23 protein-coding genes are annotated in these 19,854 nt (G+C 60.9%); 7 read left to right on the top strand and 16 right to left on the bottom strand.

Features of this window, described 5'->3' with window-relative positions; genetic code table 11:
* The first annotated feature begins 50 nt into the window (after positions 1-50).
* Positions 51-1,463, top strand: a complete 1,413-nt coding sequence (locus CCX46_RS21020) for an aspartate aminotransferase family protein (protein ID WP_127929195.1) — start codon at positions 51-53, stop codon at positions 1,461-1,463.
* Between the two features lie 83 nt (positions 1,464-1,546).
* The gene (locus CCX46_RS21015; protein ID WP_016985437.1) at positions 1,547-1,771 is read left to right on the top strand and encodes an MbtH family protein; all 225 of its coding nucleotides are present in this window, start codon (positions 1,547-1,549) and stop codon (positions 1,769-1,771) included.
* A gap of 187 nt (positions 1,772-1,958) precedes the next feature.
* Here the strand turns inward: CCX46_RS21015 and CCX46_RS21010 are convergent, their stop codons facing one another.
* Genes CCX46_RS21010 through CCX46_RS20975 form a run of 8 tightly spaced genes read right to left on the bottom strand, consistent with a single transcriptional unit; the run spans position 1,959 to position 8,222 of the window.
* Complete coding sequence (locus CCX46_RS21010; protein WP_127929194.1) at positions 1,959-2,864, bottom strand: metal ABC transporter substrate-binding protein; 906 nt, start codon at positions 2,862-2,864, stop codon at positions 1,959-1,961.
* Positions 2,865-3,764 (bottom strand): metal ABC transporter permease, encoded by a 900-nt coding sequence (locus CCX46_RS21005; protein WP_007917717.1) that lies wholly within the window; start codon positions 3,762-3,764, stop codon positions 2,865-2,867. It abuts the gene before it with no gap.
* On the bottom strand, positions 3,764-4,612 hold the full coding sequence (locus CCX46_RS21000; RefSeq protein ID WP_127929193.1) for a metal ABC transporter ATP-binding protein: 849 nt from the start codon (positions 4,610-4,612) through the stop codon (positions 3,764-3,766). Before CCX46_RS21000 ends, CCX46_RS21005 begins: the two co-directional genes overlap by 1 nt.
* Positions 4,609-5,538: a metal ABC transporter substrate-binding protein gene (locus tag CCX46_RS20995; RefSeq protein WP_127929192.1), complete on the bottom strand. Its 930-nt coding sequence runs from the start codon at positions 5,536-5,538 to the stop codon at positions 4,609-4,611. Before CCX46_RS20995 ends, CCX46_RS21000 begins: the two co-directional genes overlap by 4 nt.
* 35 nt (positions 5,539-5,573) lie before the next feature.
* Positions 5,574-6,149 carry a DUF6162 family protein gene (locus CCX46_RS20990; RefSeq protein WP_127929191.1) on the bottom strand — a complete coding sequence of 192 codons (576 nt, stop codon included), beginning with the start codon at positions 6,147-6,149 and terminating at the stop codon, positions 5,574-5,576.
* Positions 6,146-6,487, bottom strand: a complete 342-nt coding sequence (locus CCX46_RS20985; RefSeq protein WP_127929190.1) for a hypothetical protein — start codon at positions 6,485-6,487, stop codon at positions 6,146-6,148. The genes CCX46_RS20990 and CCX46_RS20985 overlap by 4 nt, the downstream gene beginning before the upstream one ends.
* Positions 6,484-7,026 (bottom strand): thiamine pyrophosphate-binding protein, encoded by a 543-nt coding sequence (locus CCX46_RS20980; RefSeq protein ID WP_127929189.1) that lies wholly within the window; start codon positions 7,024-7,026, stop codon positions 6,484-6,486. The genes CCX46_RS20985 and CCX46_RS20980 overlap by 4 nt, the downstream gene beginning before the upstream one ends.
* Positions 7,023-8,222 carry a PepSY-associated TM helix domain-containing protein gene (locus CCX46_RS20975; protein ID WP_127929188.1) on the bottom strand — a complete coding sequence of 400 codons (1,200 nt, stop codon included), beginning with the start codon at positions 8,220-8,222 and terminating at the stop codon, positions 7,023-7,025. The genes CCX46_RS20980 and CCX46_RS20975 overlap by 4 nt, the downstream gene beginning before the upstream one ends.
* Positions 8,223-8,626: 404 nt before the next feature.
* Between CCX46_RS20975 and leuC the strand changes: the two genes are divergently transcribed.
* Both leuC and leuD read left to right on the top strand, forming a co-directional pair.
* Positions 8,627-10,045 carry a 3-isopropylmalate dehydratase large subunit gene (leuC, locus tag CCX46_RS20965; RefSeq protein WP_127929186.1) on the top strand — a complete coding sequence of 473 codons (1,419 nt, stop codon included), beginning with the start codon at positions 8,627-8,629 and terminating at the stop codon, positions 10,043-10,045.
* Positions 10,042-10,656, top strand: a complete 615-nt coding sequence (gene leuD / locus CCX46_RS20960; protein ID WP_127929185.1) for a 3-isopropylmalate dehydratase small subunit — start codon at positions 10,042-10,044, stop codon at positions 10,654-10,656. The genes leuC and leuD overlap by 4 nt, the downstream gene beginning before the upstream one ends.
* 127 nt (positions 10,657-10,783) lie before the next feature.
* Here leuD and CCX46_RS20950 read toward each other — a convergent pair whose 3' ends face one another.
* The 4 genes from CCX46_RS20950 to soxR all read right to left on the bottom strand — a co-directional run bounded on the left by CCX46_RS20950 (position 10,784) and on the right by soxR (position 13,899).
* Positions 10,784-11,734: a LysR substrate-binding domain-containing protein gene (locus tag CCX46_RS20950; protein ID WP_127929184.1), complete on the bottom strand. Its 951-nt coding sequence runs from the start codon at positions 11,732-11,734 to the stop codon at positions 10,784-10,786.
* Between the two features lie 24 nt (positions 11,735-11,758).
* Positions 11,759-12,634 carry an alpha/beta fold hydrolase gene (locus tag CCX46_RS20945; protein WP_127929183.1) on the bottom strand — a complete coding sequence of 292 codons (876 nt, stop codon included), beginning with the start codon at positions 12,632-12,634 and terminating at the stop codon, positions 11,759-11,761.
* A 248-nt stretch (positions 12,635-12,882) separates the two neighbouring features.
* On the bottom strand, positions 12,883-13,341 hold the full coding sequence (locus CCX46_RS20940; protein WP_127929182.1) for a VOC family protein: 459 nt from the start codon (positions 13,339-13,341) through the stop codon (positions 12,883-12,885).
* A gap of 105 nt (positions 13,342-13,446) precedes the next feature.
* Entirely contained in the window at positions 13,447-13,899 is a 453-nt protein-coding gene (gene soxR, locus CCX46_RS20935) for a redox-sensitive transcriptional activator SoxR (RefSeq protein ID WP_127929181.1), read from the bottom strand.
* Positions 13,900-13,992: 93 nt separating this feature from the next.
* Here soxR and CCX46_RS20930 point away from each other — a divergent pair, with 93 nt between their 5' ends.
* On the top strand, positions 13,993-14,346 hold the full coding sequence (locus tag CCX46_RS20930) for an antibiotic biosynthesis monooxygenase (RefSeq protein ID WP_127929180.1): 354 nt from the start codon (positions 13,993-13,995) through the stop codon (positions 14,344-14,346).
* On the opposite strand, the gene CCX46_RS20925 is transcribed toward CCX46_RS20930, so the two are convergent.
* The 4 genes from CCX46_RS20925 to msuE all read right to left on the bottom strand — a co-directional run bounded on the left by CCX46_RS20925 (position 14,343) and on the right by msuE (position 18,463).
* Positions 14,343-15,443, bottom strand: coding sequence for a sigma-54 interaction domain-containing protein (locus CCX46_RS20925; RefSeq protein ID WP_127929179.1), 1,101 nt, complete (start codon positions 15,441-15,443; stop codon positions 14,343-14,345). The two genes, CCX46_RS20930 and CCX46_RS20925, sit on opposite strands and share 4 nt — an antisense overlap.
* Before the next feature lie 36 nt (positions 15,444-15,479).
* A complete protein-coding gene (locus CCX46_RS20920) occupies positions 15,480-16,667 on the bottom strand; it encodes an acyl-CoA dehydrogenase family protein (protein WP_127929178.1) in 1,188 nt (395 codons plus the stop codon).
* 76 nt (positions 16,668-16,743) lie between these two features.
* Positions 16,744-17,889 carry an FMNH2-dependent alkanesulfonate monooxygenase gene (gene ssuD, locus CCX46_RS20915; RefSeq protein WP_007949711.1) on the bottom strand — a complete coding sequence of 382 codons (1,146 nt, stop codon included), beginning with the start codon at positions 17,887-17,889 and terminating at the stop codon, positions 16,744-16,746.
* Positions 17,890-17,899: 10 nt separating this feature from the next.
* On the bottom strand, positions 17,900-18,463 hold the full coding sequence (msuE, locus tag CCX46_RS20910; RefSeq protein ID WP_038364098.1) for an FMN reductase: 564 nt from the start codon (positions 18,461-18,463) through the stop codon (positions 17,900-17,902).
* A 389-nt stretch (positions 18,464-18,852) separates the two neighbouring features.
* Between msuE and CCX46_RS20905 the strand changes: the two genes are divergently transcribed.
* Both CCX46_RS20905 and CCX46_RS20900 read left to right on the top strand, forming a co-directional pair.
* A complete protein-coding gene (locus tag CCX46_RS20905) occupies positions 18,853-19,110 on the top strand; it encodes a hypothetical protein (protein WP_016985420.1) in 258 nt (85 codons plus the stop codon).
* Between the two features lie 101 nt (positions 19,111-19,211).
* A complete protein-coding gene (locus CCX46_RS20900; protein ID WP_095113070.1) occupies positions 19,212-19,826 on the top strand; it encodes a LysE family translocator in 615 nt (204 codons plus the stop codon).
* The last annotated feature ends 28 nt before the right edge of the window (positions 19,827-19,854 follow it).

Here is a 19,854-nt window from a genome sequence, read left to right as displayed (position 1 = left end):
TCCGGTGTGCTGTTTTGGTCACTATCCATAGCCAATTGAGGGGTCGAGAGATGTCAGTCGCCACCAGCCTTATCGAAGAGTCGTCGGCCCGGGTCAGCTCGGCGCCGGCCGAAACGCTGTACCAGTTCAATGAATCGCCATTGCTGTCCCGCCAGGCCCGGCAGGAATCCAACGCTCGCAGCTATCCGCGGCGTATTCCTCTGGCGCTCAAGCGTGCCAAAGGCCTGTATGTCGAAGACGTCGAAGGCCGCACCTTCATCGACTGCCTGGCCGGTGCCGGTACGCTGGCGCTGGGGCATAACCACCCGGTGGTGATCGAAGCGATCCAGCAGGTACTGGCCGACGAATTGCCGCTGCACACCCTCGACCTGACCACGCCGGTCAAGGATCAGTTCGTGCAGGACCTGTTCGGCCTGCTGCCATCGGCCCTCGCGGCTGAAGCGAAAATCCAGTTCTGCGGCCCGACCGGCACCGATGCCGTGGAAGCGGCGCTGAAGCTGGTACGCACGGCGACCGGGCGCAGCACTGTGCTGTCGTTTTCCGGCGGTTACCACGGCATGAGCCAGGGCGCGCTGAGCCTGATGGGCAGCCTGGGGCCGAAAAAGCCGCTGGGCGCCTTGCTCAGCAGTGGCGTGCAGTTCATGCCGTTCCCGTATGACTACCGTTGCCCGTTCGGCCTCGGCGGCGCGGCGGGCGTCAAGGCCAACCTGAGCTATCTGGAAAACCTGCTCAACGACCCTGAAGCCGGCGTGCAACTGCCCGCAGCGGTGATCGTCGAAGCGGTGCAGGGCGAAGGCGGTGTGATTCCGGCGGACATCGAGTGGCTGCGCGGCTTGCGTCGGATCACCGAGAAGGCCGGTGTGGCGCTGATCGTCGACGAGATCCAGAGCGGTTTTGCCCGCACCGGCAAGATGTTTGCCTTCGAACACGCTGGTATTACCCCGGACGTGGTGGTGTTGTCCAAAGCCATCGGCGGCAGCCTGCCATTGGCTGTGGTGGTCTATCGCGACTGGCTCGACACCTGGCAGCCGGGCGCGCACGCCGGCACCTTCCGTGGCAATCAGATGGCCATGGCGGCAGGTTCTGCGGTGATGCGTTATCTGGTTGAACACAAGGTCTGCGAACACGCTGCTGCCATGGGCGAGCGCCTCAGCGAGCACCTGCGCATCCTGCAACGCGACTTCCCGCAACTGGGCGACATTCGCGGTCGTGGCCTGATGCTCGGCGTCGAACTGGTCGAGCCGAACGGCACACTCGATGCGCTCGGCCACCCGCCGGCGTTTGCACGACTGGCGCCGCTGGTCCAGCGCGAATGCCTCAAGCGTGGGCTGATTCTGGAACTGGGCGGTCGCCATGGTGCGGTGGTGCGTTTCCTGCCTCCACTGGTGATCACTGCCGCCGAAATCGACCGCGTTGCGGAAATCTTCGGTCGCGCTTTGGCCGCTGCCACGGCGGCGCTGTAAATTTTTCGCCGCGCCGAACGTTCTTTCTACATACCCGGCTGCACCCCTCGTGCAGCCCACCCTTACAACGATGGAGAACCAGCATGACGTCAGTATTCGACCGCGAGGACATCCTCTTTCAGGTCGTGGTCAACCACGAAGAGCAATACTCGATCTGGCCGGATTACAAAGCCGTGCCGCAAGGCTGGCGCACCGTAGGCAAGAGCGGCCTGAAAAAGGAATGCCTGGCCTACATCGAAGAAGTCTGGACTGACATGCGTCCGTTGAGCCTGCGCCAGAAGATGGAAGGGCAGGCCGCCGCGCAATAAGCGCCCGGGCAAAAGAAAACCCGCTGTACCGATAACGGTCAGCGGGTTTTTTTATTGCCTTGGATTGGTGTTGTCCGGGCTGGCCTCTTCGCGAGCAGGCTCGCTCCCACATGGGAATTGTGAACGACACAGATCCAATGTGGGAGCGAGCTTGCTCGCGAAGAACGATAACGCGGTCCGGCTGAAACTAAGCCCCGCTCAAACCCTTAAGCAGCAAATCCACATTGCCTTCCAGCTCCGCCACCGGATCCGCCGCATCGGTGCTCAGCACCACCAGATGGCTGCCCGACTCGGCAATTGCTGCCTTCACCGCGTCTGATGGCTGCCGATGATGCAGCACCACCGCGACATCATTGTCCTTGAGGGTTGCCGTCAGTTTTTTCAGGTCTTCGGGCGTCCACTCGGCATCAGGCCGTGGATCCTGGCCAACCAGCTCCAGATTCAGACTGCCGATCAGATAGCCGAAATGATCGCTCAAACTCAACACACTCAGATTGTCGGCGCTGGCCAGTCGCGCTTCGCTGTCGGCGCTGAGCTTAAGCAAACGCTGCTTCAACGTCGCCAGATTCGCCTCGATCGCAGGCTTTGCGCTAGGTGCCAGGCGCACCAGATCCGCCGCCATAACGTCCGCCATGCGTCCCATGTTGTTGCTGGCCAGCCATGGCTGACTGTTCAAACCATCGACCTTCAGATCCGGTTGCACGGCAATGCCCGGCAGGGCGCCGTCGACCGGGCGCGCCGCATCGACTTCAACGATGCGGATATTGCTGCGGCGGGCGATCGGGTACAGCTGATCATCCGGCCACAGCGAGCGCACGCCAATCACGGCATCGGCAGCGGTTGCCAGTTTGCTCAATGCCGGAGCGCCACGTCCCGTGAAGTAGGCGCTCTGACGACTGCCCGGCAGGTTCGCTGGCGCCGCCCGTTCGAGATTGACATCGGTGCCTTTGAGCAGCGCTTCAGCCAAGCCAAAGGTGATGGGCAAGGAGGCCAGCACCCGCAGCGGTTTTGTGTTTTCGGCGGCCATCAACGGCGTGCAGATCACGCCGCAAAGGGTCATGGCCAGGGTCAGTTTGCGCAGTGAAAAAGTCATTTATCCAAGATTCCCTTTCAGGCTCGGGACAACCCCGCGCGCGATGGCGGCGAGGGCGAAAGCGATGCCGGCGACCAGAATGATCGCGGCGCCGGACGGAATCGGCAGATCGAACACAATGGGTGCAAGAATCCCGCACAGAGTGCTGACGGTGGCGATCAGCACCGAGCACCAGAAAAAGCCTTTGAGCGACTGGCTGAGCAAGCGCGCCGCCGCTGCAGGAATCACCAGCAATGCGCCGACCAGAATCGCGCCGATGACTTTTACCGCCGCCACGGTGATCAGCGTCACCAGAATCACGAACAGATAATCCAGGGTCTTCACCGCTACTCCGCGCACCGCCGCCAGCTGCGGGTTGAAGCTGGCGAGCATGATGCGGTTGTACAGCGGCAAGGCGAGGGCCATGACCAGCGAACCGACAATGGCCAACACCGCCAGGTCGTTGCCGTTGACCGTCAGCACTGAGCCGAACAACACGTTCTCGAGAATGTGCACATTGATCTTGCCCGCAAGAATCAGCAGCAGACTCGCGCCCAGTGCCAGCGACACCGACAGGAACACGCCGATCAGCGTGTCCGGTGCCAGACCGGTGCGGTTGCGCAGGTAATTGAGCAGAATGCCGAACAGCAGGCAGTAGCCGAACAGGCTGCCATAGGGGCCGGTGTAAGGTTCGCCGAGCAGGATGCCGATGGCGACACCGGTCAGCGCCGCGTGGCCCACCGCTTCGGAGAAAAACGCAAAGCGCTTGACCACCACCAGCGTGCCGAGGCCGCCGAGCACCGGGCCGATCAGCAGCCCGGCAAGCAGCGCATTGACCACGAAACCGTAGGCCAGCGCTTCCGGCAGATAACCGGACGAGGCCCAGCCTTGCACCATCAAACGAAAGGCTTCGTAACTCATCAGGCAGCGCTCCGTGGATGGGTCGAGAACAGGGTCAGCAGGCGTTCCGGAGTCAGCGCCTCTTGCGGTGAGGCATCGAACAGCACGCGGCGGTTAAGACCGGTGACGCGGCTGGCCAGACGCCCGACCGCTTCCAGATCGTGCTCGATCCACAGCACGGTGATGCCCGCTGCACGCCAATCGCCGAGCAGACGTTCGAACACTTGAATCCCGGCTTCATCAAGCGCCGACATCGGTTCATCCAGCACCAGCAATTGCGGCGCCGGAATCAAACCTTGAGCGAGCAGCACCCGCTGCCGCTCACCGCCGGACAGCGCGCCCATGCGCCGCTTGCGTTTGTCCTGCATGCCGACGCGTTCCAGCGCCTCACCAATGGCGCCGGCGTAACGCTTGCTCAAACCGAGAAACGCCGGGCGTCGCTGGCACATGGCGGCCATGAAATCGTCGACGGTCATCGGCAGCCCGCGATCGAACTCCAGCGCCTGTGGCACATAACCGATGATGCCGGGCTCGCCGGGCCATTGCAGGCTGAGCTGGCCCTGATGGGGCATTTGCCCGAGCAAGGTTTTGATCAGCGAACTCTTGCCGCCGCCGTTGGGGCCGACCAGGGCATGTACGCTGCCGGGCTGCACCTGGAAGGTGACCTTGTCCAGAATCGTCGTGCGCCCCAGCGTCAGACAAACCTGCGCAAAATCCAAAGTCGGCCCCGAAACCTGTGGGAGTGAGCCTGCTCGCGATAGCGGTGTGTCATTCAACAAAGATGTCGGCTGATCCGGCGCCTTCGCGAGCAGGCTCGCTCCCACAGGGGACTCGGTGTTTTCGGGGGAAAGGTTTTCTCTGGAAGTCATGCGCCAGACTCCTGAATCGCCCGCACCACGGTGTTGAGGTTGCCGGTCATTTCCTTTTCGTACTTGTCGGCGGTGTATTCGCCGTAGGAAATGTGCGAGAGCGGGTACAGCTTCACGCCGGATTCACGCTGAATCGTTTCGACGTAGGTGGAGGGGAAATCCATCTCCGAGAAGATCACTTTCACATCGAGTTCGCGCAGTTGATCGATGGTTTTTTTCAACTGACTCGGGCTCGGCTCAATGCCGTGCGCCGGTTCGACCACCGCGGTCACTTCCAGGCCGAACTCACGCAGCAGATAGTCGTAAGCCGCGTGTACCGTGGCCACGCGCAGTTCGGCGTTTGGCGCTTGAGTCAGTTTGGCCAGGGCATCGGCGCGCATCTGCCGCAGGCGTTTGCCGTAGGCGCGGGCGTTCTGGGTGTAGGTCTTGGCGTTGTCCGGATCGAGCTTGCCCAGTTCGCGCGCGATGTTGTTGACCTGGGCGATGGAGGCGCTGATCGACAGAAACGTGTGCGGGTTGACCACTTTGCCGGCGCCGCGTGCGGCGACGCCAGTGGCCGCGAGCAGCGGCACGTTTTCGTTGGCTTCGATGGTTTTGATGTTCGGCGTTTCGCTGGCGGCGATCATGCGGTCGGCGAAGTCGTCATGGCCGACACCGTTGAGCACGATCACATCCAGCCCGCTGATACGTTTGATGTCCTCGGCGCGCGGCTCGTAGGCGTGCGGGTTGAAACCGGCAGGAATCAGCGGCACCACCTCGGCCTTGTCGCCGACGATGTTCGCCACATAGCTGTAATAGGGGTGCAAGGTAATGCCGATGCGCAGGCGCTTGGCCTGATCGGCGCTGGCCAGCGGACTCAGCAGGCAGGCACACAGGCCTGCTAAAAAAAGGCGTAACAACGGACGGCGAGGCGATGAAATGGACATGGGCAAGCGGTCTTCTCTCGGATGAGGGCGAGGAATCAATGGCGATGTTCGCGGGTAACCCCGGCATCGTATTGCGCGACGATCTGTTTCCAGCCAGCGGCGGACAGGGCGGCTTCGGTCAATTCGGTCGGCACTTGCAGGCTGGCATCGCGGTTGAGCCAGATGTCTGGCGCAGCCTTGTCATCCCTGTTCAGCAGCATGACGAACGAACCGGCGATGGCCGGGTTTTGGCTATGGCCGAAATAGGCGGTGTCCGCCAGCAACAGCCAGGCATGACCGCCACGGCTGACCGAACTCGCATCCTGGGCAAACGGCGCGAAGCCTTCGTCGGCCAGATTCTGCGGTGTCGGCAGGGCTTGCTGTTCTTCGCGCAGCAAGCGGATTTCGTCGAGGGTCACTCGCAGGTCGGCGTAGATGCCTTGCTCGGAAGCGCTGAGGTCGCGGCGCGCGTCGAGTTGATTTGTCGCCACGGGCTCCGGCTCATGGGAAACCCCGCGCCACGCGACGACTGAGCCAGCGACTGCCAGAATCAACAGGCACAACAGCAGCACATTGAGGGTTTCATGGCCTGCACCGGCCGGGCGCACGATTTGTGTGGTTGGCGTACTCATGGGGATTCGATGTCCGCTTGGTCGATTTCGACAACGTGGCCTGGGCCTGCGTCGAACAGCACATAGAACTCGGCGCCAGGTTTCTTGAACGTCAGGGTCGAGTCGCTGCCAAGCTTGCCGGGCACCAGTATGGTTTCGTCGTAGCCGATCACATCGAGGGTCACCCCCGGCGCACCGCTGCCGTCGGAAAAGCCACCGGTGCATTTGATCTGTTCGGCATCGATGGCTTTGCATTCGCACATCGGGTTGTGGGCGAGGGCGCTGGCGCTGAAGCCGGCGCTCAGCACCAGCAGCGCAGCACTCAGGTGCAGGCGCAAAAGGCGATAAGAGCAGGTCATGGTTTGGCTCCTTGTTTGTTCAGCCAGGCAATCGTGGCGGGCGATGCCTGACTCAGGGGGATTGAGGCTTGATGCATGCTGCCGTCCCAGCCTTCCATGGTGATCCACAGTTCGGCGTCGGCCGGGGTTTTTACCGGGACCGGCAGTTGCGTGCCCATGCGGTAAGGCGTGCCGAAGAAAATCACCCCGGCGGCGCGCAGGCTGCGCGGTTTGCCGATACGCAGGTAAGTTGCCTTGACCGGCTCGACGCAGGCGGTGCACAGCGCGGCGCTGAAGGCTTTCAGGTAACCGGCGGGACCGTCGGAGCGTGGCGCTTCATTGCGCAGCTCGGCCAGGCGCAGGCTCCACGGCCCGACCTGTATTTCACCGATTTCACGCTCGCCCAGGCCGGCGTCACCGCGAAACAGCGCCGCGTCGGAGAAGTATTTGGGCATGAACCCCAGCGGGATCAGCAGCAACAGAACGTTGATGTGAAAGCGCCATTTATGCCAGAACACGCTCAGTCGTGAAGGTTGAACGGCGGTGGTGATCTTGCTCACAGGTTGACCTCCGACGGTTCACGGTTGATGAGTGGTTGCGCATTGGCGCGTTGTTTCTTGTTTTCGCGCTTGAGCGCGTTGGCGGTGGCCAGGGCGGTGCGTTTGGTCCAGATCAACAAACCGCTGAGCACCATCATGCTCAGGATCAATCCGAAGAAGAACCAGATCAGCTTGATCCACAGTCCACCAAAATCACCGGTGTGCAGCGGGCGCATGGATTCGGTGACAAATTCCAGCGAGGAGCGGTCGGACAGCACTCGAGAGGACGCCATATCGCCGCTGTAAGGATTGAGTGTTGCACTCTGGAACATCAGGGGGTACCAGCCGCGACCGCGGATATCGAGGTGGCTGTAGGCATTGAACGGCATGTTGATGTCACTGGCTTCCAGCCCGGGGATTTTTTGCTGGGCGATTTCGATGGCGCGATCCAGGTTGATCCGGGCGGGTGGCAGACCATCGGCAGTCAATGGCACGCTGTCACGGGCCATGGCTGGAATGATCGCTTCGCTGGAAATGGAAATGTGGTTATCGGACAGCACCGCTTCAATCAGAAACCAGGTGCTGGTGATGGAGATCACCGCGATGAACCAGATCGACCAGATACCGCTCAGGCGATGAAAGTCACCCCAGAAAATCCGCGCACCGTGACGAAAACGCAGCGTGGGGCTGAAAAAGCCTTTCCAGAACCGTTTATAGACCACCAGCCCGGTAATCAGCGATGCCAGCAGCGGAAAGCTCAGGGCCGATACCAGATACCAGCCCCAGCTATAACCATTGGTGAAAGGCACCAGCCACCAGCCATGCAGCGCGCGGGTGAATGCCTGGAAATCGAATTGCGGTGCCGTACCCTGAATAACACCCGTATACGGGTTGACGTAGGTCACCAACGAACGCCCGTCCGGATAGCTGAGCGTGACATCAAGAGCGAAATGGGATTCGTCCGGGCGGCTGATGCGTTGCACCAGTGCCAGCGGTTCTGCGGTTTTGATGGCCGTTATGATTTCCTCATAACCGAGTCGCGGCGCATCGTCCGCTGGCTGACTGGCGCGCATCTGCGGGTTGGCCAGCCAGACGATTTCCTGACTGACCACCGCCAGGGTGCCGGTGACACAGACGATCAGAACAAAAAACCAGATCGGTAACGCCAGCCAGCTATGAACGAGGAACCACAGTTTGGAGCGGGATTTCTTCGACATGATTACGCGTCTTGATAGCGGTGAAAGGGCGCGTGGCTACGGGCTTCGCAGCACGGGAGTCCCCGAAAGGCCGGACGTGGCTTTTGCCTACGCGAACGGCCTGCATCTCTATAGGACGGATGAGCGAGGTAAATCCCGAAAGGTGATATGAAAGCAAATGTTTCCCAATTCCCCGAATACCGCGGATTTCCCTGTGGGAGCGAGCCTGCTCGCGAAGGCGCCGGGTCAGTCACTTCATTCTGTGCCTGGTCTATCGCTCTCGCGAGCAGGCTCGCTCCCACAGGTTTGCGCTGATCGGCAGATCAAACACGATTCATGATCCACGCCATCACTGTCAGGCAATTGATGGCGGCTGCGCGCTGCCTATGATGGAAATCACCCTGATTGCCTGAGTGAGCGCCTTGATGACCGCCAGAACCCTCTACGACAAACACATCGATTCGCACACCGTGTGCCGCCTCGACGATCAGGGCCATGTCCTGTTGTACATCGATCGCCAGGTGATCAACGAATACACCAGCCCGCAGGCCTTCAGCGGTTTACGCGCGGCCGGGCGCGACGTTTGGCGGCCGGGCACGGCGCTGGCGGTGGTCGATCACGTCAACCCGACCACGCCTGTGCGCATCGCGGCAATGCCCGCTGCGGGTGGCGCGCGGCAAGTGTCGTATCTGGCGCAGAACTGTCGGGACTTTGGCATCGAGTTACTGGACATTCTCGACAAGCGTCAGGGCATCGAACATGTGATCGCCCCCGAGCAGGGTTTCATTCTGCCCGGCATGGTGATCGCTGCTGGCGATAGCCACACCACCACCTATGGCGCGCTTGGCGCCTTCGGCTTCGGTATCGGCACGTCCGAGATCGAGCATCTGCTGGCCTCACAGACGCTGGTCTACAAACGTTTGAAAAGCCTGCGTGTGACTGTCGACGGCGACCTGGCGCCGGGCCTGACCTCCAAAGACGTGATCATGGCCCTGATCGGCCGCATCGGCGCTTCCGGGGCCAGCGGTTACGCCATTGAATTCTGCGGCTCGACCATCGATGCCTTGAGCGTTGAAGCGCGCATGACCATCTGCAACATGGCGGTCGAGGCCGGCGCGCGGGGCGCATTCATGGCGCCGGATGAAAAGGTCTTCGCTTATTTGAAGGGCAAGCCACGGGCGCCGCAAGGTGAGTCGTGGGAGCGCGGAGTGGAGAAGTGGCGCGAATTGCGCAGTGATCCGGGCGCGGTGTTTGACCGCGAGATTCACCTCGATGCCAGCGTGCTGGAGCCGATGGTCACGTGGGGCACCAGCCCCGATCAGGCCGCCGCAATTGGGGCACGGGTGCCGGATCCGCAAGCGGTCAGCGATCCGATCCTGCGTCAGGACATGCGTCGTGCCCTCAACTACATGGGGCTCGAAGCGGGCATGGTGCTCAGCGACATCGTTATCAGCCATGCCTTTATCGGTTCGTGCACCAACGCGCGGATCGAAGACCTGCGCGATGCCGCCAGCGTCGTGCGCGGTCAGCAGGTGGCCGGGCATGTGCGCGCGATGATTGTTCCCGGTTCCAGCGAAGTTCGTGCGCAGGCCGAGGCCGAAGGGCTGGCGCAGATCTTTATCGACGCCGGTTTCGAATGGCGGCAGTCCGGCTGCTCGATGTGCCTGGCGATGAACGACGACGTGCTCGCGCCCGGTGACCGTTGCGCATCCAGCACCAACCGCAACTTCGAAGGCCGCCAGGGCGCCGGCGCCCGCACTCATCTGATGAGCCCGGCAATGGTCGCCGCTGCGGCCATCAGTGGTCGACTCACCGATATCCGCCACTTTGGAGAACGCCCATGAGCCTGCAACCCTTCACTCAAGTCAGCGGTCAGGCCGCGCCGTTATTGGCGGCCAATATCGACACTGACGTGATCATGCCCAAGCAGTTCCTCAAAGGCATTGATCGCCAGGGACTCGATCGCGGCTTGTTTTTCGATTTGAGGTTTCTGCGCGATGGCAGCCCCAACCCCGATTTCGTTTTGAACCAACCAGCGTGGCAGGGCGCAAGTTTTCTGCTGGTCGGGCCGAATTTTGGCTGCGGTTCCAGCCGCGAACACGCGGTCTGGGGCTTGGAGCAAATGGGTATTCGCGCATTGATCGGCAGCAGTTTCGCCGGGATCTTCTACGACAACTGCCAGCGTAACGGGGTGTTGTTGATCACGCTGGAAGAGGCGCAGGTACAGCGGATCGGACGGCTTGTCGGTGAGCCTGAAACGGCGCGGATCAGTATCGATCTGGAGGCGCAGCAGATTGGTTTGGCGGATGGCAGCGTGATCGACTTTCAGATCGACACCCTGCGCAAGACGGCGTTGCTCCTCGGTCTGGACGCTATCGGCAGTACCTTGCAACGGCGCGAGCAGATCAAAACCTTCGAACGCCAACATCTGGCCAATAACCCTTGGCTTTCCTGACTCACCGCTGACCCCCATGTAGGAGTGAGCCTGCTCGCGATAGCGGTGGATCAGCCAGACTTCTCGTATCTGACACACCGCTATCGCGAGCAGGCTCACTCCTACATGGGTTTTGTGTGGTTTCGGGTTACAGCGACAAGCCTTTGAAATGCGCCTGCAAAAACTCCACACACGCGCGCAACTTGCCCGAATGCGCCAGCCGCGTCGGGTACACCGCCCAGACATTGGCGCTCTGGCTGTAATCCTCCAGCACCTGCACCAAGCGTCCTTGTTCCAGTAGCGGCTTCACATCCCACAACGACCGCAACAAAACCCCACGCCCATCCAGCGCCCACTGCAAAACAATCTCGCCGTTGTTGGACGATAACGGCCCGCTGACCCGCACGTTCTCTTGTCCGCCATCGCGATCCAGATTCCAGATACCGAAGGCATTGTCGCGCTCCTTGATCACCAGGCAATCGTGCTGTTGCAACTCGTCGAGCGTTTGCGGCGTACCGCGGCGTTGTAGATAACCCGGGGCGGCACACAGCACGCGCCGGTTGCTGACCAGACGCCGACCAATGTGCTGACCGGGAATGTCGTCGCCGACGCGGATCTCCAGATCGAAGCCTTCATTGATGATGTCCACCACCCGGTCAAACAGGTCGAGGCGAATCTCCAGTTCTGGATAACGTTCGGCCAGCAACGACACCGCCGGCGCCACGTGATTGCGACCGAAACCGAAACTGCTGCAAATGTGCAAACGCCCACGCGGGCTGTCGTGGGCGTCGGACAATTCGTCGTGCAGTTGCTGGAAATCATCGAGAATGCGCAACGCCCAGCGTTGCACGCGTTCACCGTCCTCGGTCAGCGAGACGCGACGGCTGGTGCGGTGCAGCAGGCGCGTGCCGAGGGTGGTTTCAAGAATCTGGATGCGTTTGCTGACATAGGCCGGTGACAGGCCCAGTTCATCCGCAGCGGCGGCAAAGCCGTTCTTGCGGATCACGGTGAGCAGCACGCGCAGGTCTTCGGGCAGGGGCACGGTGTCTTTCTTCTGGGACATGTCAAAACGAACACTGGCGGCAGAAGCCGCCAGCATAGCACCGAGATCTGGCGGCTCGGCTCAGCGCAAAAACGCCAGCGCTTCGGCGAGCAACAGTTCGGGGACTTCTTCGGCAAGGTAATGGCCGGCGGGCAATGCCTGACCGCTGACGTTGACCGCCACTTGCTGCCATTCCTTGAGTGGATCGAAACAGCTTCCGACGGTGCCTTCGGCGCCCCACAACACGCGCAGCGGCAGATTCAGATGATTGCCGGCGGCGATGTCGGCGCGGTCGTGCGCAAGATCGATGCTGGCGCTGGCGCGATAGTCTTCGCAGATGCCACGGGCGCTGCCGGGTTGTCGCAGGCAGCGCAGGTATTCGCCGAAGGCTGCATCGGTAAACGGCTTGAGTCCGGCGCTGCGGCTGCCCATCACGCTGCGTAAATACGCTTCGGGATCGGCTTCGAGCAAGGTTTCCGGCAGAGGCGCCGGGCGAATCAGGAAGAACCAGTGCCAATACGCACGGGCGAAAGCTTCGTTGGTCTGCGCGTACATCGACAGGGTCGGCGCGATGTCGAGCAGCATCATGCGCTGCACGGCGGCGGGGTGGTCGAGCGCGAGGCGATGGGCGACTCGTGCGCCACGGTCGTGGGCGAGGATCGAAAACTGCTCGAAGCCCAGCGACTGCATCAGTTCGACATTGTCGCGGGCCATTTCGCGTTTCGAGTAATTGACATGCTGCTCATCGGCGACCGGGCGACTGCTGTCACCGTAACCGCGCAGGTCGGCGGCGACCACGGTGAAGTGTTCGGCCAGTTGTTCGGCAATCTTGTGCCAGATCACGTGGGTCTGCGGGTGCCCGTGCAACAGCAGCAGGCCCGGGCCGCTGCCGCCGAGGCGGTAGGCGATGTCGACGCCGTTGACATGGCGCTGGTCTTTGCGGAATCCGGCAAACATCGGGCTGATCCTTTTTCAGGGTTCTGGTTGGATGCATCCTGAAATCGTCCGGGATTGGCGGCAAGGGGCAAAGCGTGGTGGGCCGGTTCATGAAGTGTGTTGATGAGGCTCGGGTTGCCAGTGCCGGCCCCTTCGCGAGCAAGCTCGCTCCCACAGTAATTTCCGGTGTGACGATTATCTATGCCACCCATCGAAACCCTGTGGGAGCGAGCTTGCTCGCGAAGAGGCCAGTCCAGACACTCAAAATCTCAACCCTGCTGAAACATCTCCATCGCCCGCTGCTTGATCTGCTCTTCAGTCAGATCTTCCTTGCGCGAGGCCAGAAACCACAGATGCCCATACGGATCCTTCAGCGTCCCGCTGCGATCACCGTAAAACTGATCCTTGACCTCGGACACCGAGGTCGCCCCGGCATCCAGTGCTCGTTGAAATGACTTGTCGACATCGGTCACATACAGATGCAATCCAACTGATACGGCTTTATCAGGATTGCTCAACGGCCCTTGATCGCACGGCGAGCCGAGCATGATCGCGCTGTCGCCAATGCGCAGCTCGGCGTGACCGATGCCGCCGTCAGGCATGGCCAGGCGCATGACTTCGGTGGCGCCGAAGGCTTTTTTATAGAAATCGATGGCTTCGGCGGCTTTGTGGATGCCGAGATACGGGGTAATGCTGTGATACCCCTCGGGAATGGGTTTTACGCTCATGACGTTCTCCCTGAATTGTTGTTCTTTGAGACAGGACTCCACCGGATTTGTGGAAGAGTCACTATAGAACTGTCCTCGCGGTGCAGATTTTTGCCCGACGAGCAGTCAATCCTTGGGAAAGTGCGGTCCCGGTCCCTGTTCGCCCAGCACATCACCCTGATTGCGCAGCGGGCAGGCCTCCATCGACAAACAGCCGCAACCGATGCAGCCATTGAGGCGGTCGCGCAGCAGCGTCAATTGCTCGATCCGCTCATCCAGCTCCCGGCGCCATTGCTGCGAGAGGATTTTCCAGTCGGCCGCGCTGGGCGCACGATCATCCGGGAGAATTTTCAGTGCTTGGCCAATCTCCGCCAGCGGAATCCCCAGCCGCTGCGCGACTTTGATCAACGCCACCCGGCGCAGCACTTCGCGCGGATAACGCCGCTGGTTGCCGGCATTGCGCTGGCTCTTGATCAAACCTTTGGATTCATAAAAGTGCAGGGCGGTGACGGCCACGCCACTGCGTGCTGCGACTTCACCGACGGTGAGCTGCTTGTGCACGGTTTCCTTGGTGATCATTGCAAAAATGCTCTTGACCTTGACTTAACTAGAGGTTTTACCCTGCAGGCCTTCGAGTCGCAAGGCTCGTCTTACGTTGAGTGGGGGTTTTCCATGAACAACCGAAGTTTTACCCAATTGATCGAATTTGAAATCGAACCACGCCAACAACCCGCCCTGGTGACCGCGTTATCGATACAGACCGAGCGCCTGGCCGTGCGTTATGCCGGTTTTGTCAGCGCCAGCGTGCAGGCCAGCGATGACGGCCGGCGCGTGTTGAGTTTTCTCCAATGGCAGACCCGCGAGGCGGGGGAGGCGGCCTTTCGCAGCTTCGAGAGCGGCGAGCAGGACTTCTGGCAACTGATCCACACCCATCAGGCGAAAACCATCACCTTCAATTCGTTCCAGGTGCTGAGCAGCATCGCCCGCAGTCACGACGATGCGCTGCACTGCCATCTGGTCGGTTAGATCGACAGCTGGATCAAACGCTCGCCTTGCAGATTTTCCGTGAGTCGCCGCTTGTTCACCGCCAGTTCGCCAATCTTGATCAATCGCGTGCGGGTGACGTTGCGGCTCAGACCGAGCAATGCGGCGGTGTGCACCTGGTTGTAATGGCAAAAGCGATACGCCGCGCGCAACAAGGCGTCCTCCACTTTTTCGTGCAAAGCGCCGGCTTGTTGCGCAAACAGTTTTTGAAAGGCCTGTTCCAGCAATGCCTCCGGTGAGTCGTCGGCGCCGACATGATCGTCGGGTCGTTCGATACGCAGGTTCGACAGGCGCAGATCGTCGCGCTCGATCACACCATTGCGGCAGATCAGCAGAGTGTGGTGGATGACGTTTTCCAGCTCGCGAATATTGCCCGGCCAACTGTAAGCGCGCAGCTTGTGCTCGGCGCCGGGGCTGATACTCACGCGTCCATAACCGAGGCGCTGACTGTAGGCTTCGATGAAATGGCGAGTGAGCGGCAGAATATCGCCGGGACGCTCGCGCAACGGGCTCAGTTCCAGATTGACCACGTTGAGGCGGTAATACAGATCCTCGCGGAAATGGCCGGCGTTGATGGCTTTTTCCAGCTGCACGTTGGTCGCCGCCAGCACCCGCACATCGATGGCAATGCTTTTGCGCGAGCCCAGTCGGACCACTTCGCGTTCCTGCAACACCCGCAGCAACTTGACCTGAATCGCCATCGGCAGATCGCCGATCTCATCGAGAAACAACGTGCCGCCATCCGCTTCCTCGAACCATCCGGCCTTGGCGCTCAGCGCGCCGGTGAACGCGCCTTTTTCATGACCGAACAATTCCGCTTCCACCAGCGATTCGGAAAACGCCCCGCAATTGACCGCGATAAACGGCCGATGACGACGGTTGCTGAGGTTATGAATATGCCGCGCTACCAGCTCTTTGCCGGTACCGGTCTCGCCGATGATCAGCACACTCGCTTCACTCGGCGCGACCTGTTGCAAATGCGCGAGCAAGGCCTGGGACTTCGGGTCTTCGAAGACCTGCGCGGTGGCGCGGATCGACGTCGCGAGCGCGGGGGAGGGCGGTAGGGTCAGCAGTTGCATGGGCTCGTCCTTCTTTTTAGTTCAAATGCAGGCAGGTCAGGAATAGAAGGTCGGCACCGGTAGCGACTGATTCAGCGCCCAGTCGCCCAATTCGTGGAGTTTGTAATCCAGCGGGTCGTGCAAAGTTTGCGTGCGCAGGTTGCGCCAGTGACGGTCGAGGCGCAGGGAGGCGTGGGTCGAACGCGCGCCGGTCACTTCGAACAAACGACTGCAAATTTCCAGGCCCTGGCGGCTGGCGGCGACTTTGGCGGTGGCAATCGCGGTGGCGACATGGCCGCGCTCTTCGGCGCTGAGATTGGCGCCTTTGGCCCAAGCCTCATCAAGCAACGCCGCCGCGCGTTCGACCAACAAGCGAATGCCTTCCAGCGCCACCCAGAACTCGCCGTAATGCGCGAGCACGTAGGGATCTTCGCGCACATCGCGGGCCGTGGATTTGTGCCAGAGGCGGGTTTCACTGAGGGTGTATTGCCGCGCCTCTTCGAAAGCGCCTTCGGCAATCCCGAGAAACATATGCGTGAAGGTCAGTTGCGCGATTAGTGGCCGTAAACAAGCGAACGGCGTGCTCAGCGGGCCGGGGTCGAGCAGCAGTTCCGACTCTTCGACGCGCACCCGTTCAAACGTGGCGCTGCCGCTATCGGTCTGACGCTGGCCGATGTTGTTCCAGTCGTTGTGCAGGGTGATGCCGCTGCGTCCGCTGGGAATCGCCGCGATCAGCAACTTGCCGCCGGCGCTTTCATCCACCGCCGAGGCGATCAGCATTTGTGAGTCGCTGGCGCCGGAACAGAAGCTTTTCTTCCCGGAAAACTCGCGCCAGCCACCGAGGTTCTTGACCACGGTACGGGTGTCGAGCGGGTTCAGTGCGTTGCCCCAGAACCAGTTCTGCCGCGCAGTCTGTTCGAACCACGGCTGCCATTGTTCTGGCCGGGAAAACAGGCGCACGGTGGCGAGCATCAAGTGATGAAAACCGAAAACGTGGGCGATCGAACTGTCGACCTTAGCGAACTCGCGGACGACTTGCAGGGTTTCACTCCAGCTGGCGCCGAGGCCGCCGTAGCGGGTCGGAATACTCAAGGCCAGCAGGCCGCTGTCGCGCAGGGCATCGCGCTCGACTTTCGGTGTGCCGCCACGTTCATCACGCTCGACGGCGGTCAGGGCAAATTCGGCGGCCAGTTGGCGGGCGGTCTGCAGCGGGGATAACAAAGTACTTTGTGGTTTGGCGGTCACACCAACACTCCTGAGTTCAAACTGCCCATGTAGGAGCTGCCGCAGCCTGCGGCTGCTCCTACACAAGAGATCCGGTTTACGCCGAGGCTTTTGTGGGCAACACATCATTGGCAATCATTTCACCAAACGGCCCGGTCAGATTGGTCACGCCACGCCCGGCCAGACTGGCGTAAGGCTCGGGTAGCAGCGGGAACACCAATTCGGCAAAGCGGTAAGCCTCTTCCAGATGCGGGTAACCGGAGAAGATGAAACTCTCGATGCCCAGATCCGCGTATTCCTTGATCCGCGCCGCCACTTGCTGCGGATCACCCACCAGCGCCGTACCGGCACCGCCGCGCACCAGACCGACACCGGCCCACAGATTCGGAGCGATCTCGAGGTTGTCGCGACGACCATCGTGCAAGGCCGCCATGCGCCGCTGACCCTCGGAATCGAAACGCGAGAAGGACTTCTGCGCCGCTTCAATGGTCTCGTCGCTGATGTGTTCGATCAGTTTGTCCGCGGCTTTCCAGGCTTCTTCGGCGGTCTCGCGCACGATGACATGCAGGCGGATACCGAACTTGACCTTGCGCCCATGCCGCGCCGCGCGCTCGCGCACATCGGCGAGTTTTTCCGCGACGGCGGCCGGAGGCTCGCCCCAGGTCAGATAGACGTCGACCTGTTCAGCGGCCAGATCATGCGCAGCGTCGGAGGAGCCGCCGAAGTACAGCGGCGGATAGGGTTTCTGTACCGGCGGATACAGCGCTTTGGCGTTCTGAACCTTCAGGTGTTTGCCGTCGAAATCCACCGCCTCGCCTTGCAGCACACGCCGCCAGATTTTCAGAAACTCATCGGTGACTTCATAACGCTCGGCGTGACTGAGGAAACTGCCGTCGCCACGGTTTTCATCCGGATCGCCGCCGGTCACCACGTTGATCAACAAGCGCCCGTTGGACAGGCGATCGAGGGTCGCAGCCATGCGCGCCGAGACTGTCGGCGAGATGATCCCCGGACGGATCGCCACCAGATAACGCAGGCGTTCAGTCAGCGGCACCAGTGCCGAAGCGATCACCCAAGAGTCTTCGCAGGAGCGTCCGGTGGGAATCAACACGCCGTGGTAGCCCAGGCTGTCAGCGGCCTGCGCAACCTGTTTCAGATAATTGAGAGTGACCGGGCGCGCCCCTTGGGTGGTGCCCAGATAGTGGCCGTCGCCGTGGGTCGGCAGGAACCAGAAAACATCCATGAGCGGCTCCTCAGGCGATTTTCAGCAAGGGTTTGATTTGTGTGGCGAACAGCGGCGCCGCGCGTTCGGCGGCCAAGCGGATGCGCGCCTTCAACAGTTCGCTGGTGATCTGGTAATCGGCGAAGTCGGCTTCGGTGGCGTACACGCCGATCGGCAAGGTCATGGCCTGGAAAAAGCTGAACAGCGGCCGCAACTGGTGATCGAGCACCAGCGCATGGCGTTCGCTGCCGCCGGTTGCGGCAAGCAGCACCGGTGTGTCGATCAGGGCGTTGAGGTCGATCAGGTCGAACAAGTGCTTGAGCAGGCCCGGGTAGGAGCCGCGATAAACCGGCGCGGCCACGATCAACAGATCGGCCTGTTCAATGGCCTGCAACTCGGCTTCAACCTCGGCACTGAGTTCCTGACGCGATAGCGCACTGCCGAGCGGACGAGCGATATCACCGAGTTCGATCAAATGGCTTTCGATGGTCAGGTGCCCGGCCAGTTCGGCGAGCAAGGCTTGGGTCAGCACCAAGGTACGGGACGGACGCCAGGTGCCGCCGGAGAGGGCGACGACTTTCAGGGGACGCGACATGATCAGTTCCTTTTTTCAACAGTTGCTCAGCGAGCAGTGAATGAGTCACCGGGTCTGAGCAAGCGCTGTACCAATTCCTGCAAGCCCCGGTTTACAAGGCGTTGAGCGTTAGCGTGGCGGCGGTCCCTGTGAGTAGCAGGGCGCTTTGTTGAATCGGTGTTGGCTGAGCAACAGTTGCTGGAGCAACAGTGCTCAGCGCATGGATGAAGTTATAAAGGCTGTTTGTTATTCCGTAAAAGAACGTTAATCGATATTTATAGAACGTTCGGAGATATATGCCGGCCCGTGTCGATTTCCTGATAGCCACTATTGAGAGCGTTGATTTCTGCGCGAGCGCACCGGGGCGTAGCCTTTGTCCATCGACTCCCATTGCTCGCCAGGACGCTCCCATGAATCGTTTACTGACTGTTTCCCTGTTGCTCGCTGTCTCTGTACTCGCCGGATGTGCCGGACATGTTTCACCGGAACTGCGCCCTTACACCGATGAGGAATCCCGCGAGTTGGCGATGGAAGCACTGAATCGCAGCGGCTTGTCTTTCGACGAATATCACGCGAAAAAAGCGCAATTGCTCGGTCAGACCCGGTTCGACAAGAAAGCTGAAATGAGTGCCGAACGTGCCGTACAGCTGCACGGTCGTCCTAGCTGAAAACAAACTGTACTGGTGGAAGTTTTACCCAACTGTCCGTGGGCTTGCCGGGCGGTGTGGGATAGGGTCAACACCTGAATGACCCTGATGGATTGCCTGCCATGACCCTCTCGCTTGACCTGCTGTTGGGCTTTGCCCTGTTTGCCCTTGTCACCTCGATTACGCCGGGGCCGAACAACACCATGTTGCTGGCATCGGGGGTGAATTTCGGCTTTAACCGCACCATCCCGCATATGCTCGGAATTACCTGTGGCTTCTTCGTTCTGGTTGTTGCGGTGGGCTTCGGCCTCGGCGCGGTGTTTCAGAACTATCCGATTCTCTATACGGTTCTGCGCTATGTCGGCGCGGCGTATCTGTTGTATCTGGCGTGGAAAATCGCTCACTCGGGACCCGTCGGTGACAGCGCCGAGGGCGAGGCGAAGCCGATCAGCTACCTTGGCGCCGCCGCGTTTCAGTGGGTCAATCCCAAGGCGTGGATCATGGCGATCGGCGCCATCAGCACTTACACGCCGATGCAGGGCTATTTCACCAATGTCGTGGTGATTGCTGCGGTGTTTGCCATCATCAACCTGCCGAGTGTCGGCGTCTGGGCCGCCTGCGGTACGTTGTTGCGCAATGTGCTGAAGGATCCGCGCTGGTTGCGCGTGTTCAACTGGGGCATGGCGGCATTGCTGGTGATTTCGCTGTACCCGTTACTTCTCGAAAGCTTTAGCTGACGCATTGCTTCAACCGCAGGCCGGATGC

The sequence above is a fragment of the Pseudomonas sp. RU47 genome, assembly GCF_004011755.1.
Lineage (GTDB): Bacteria > Pseudomonadota > Gammaproteobacteria > Pseudomonadales > Pseudomonadaceae > Aquipseudomonas.
Note: the sequence above shows the minus strand (reverse complement) of the source record. Positions and strands in the feature narration are given on the sequence as shown.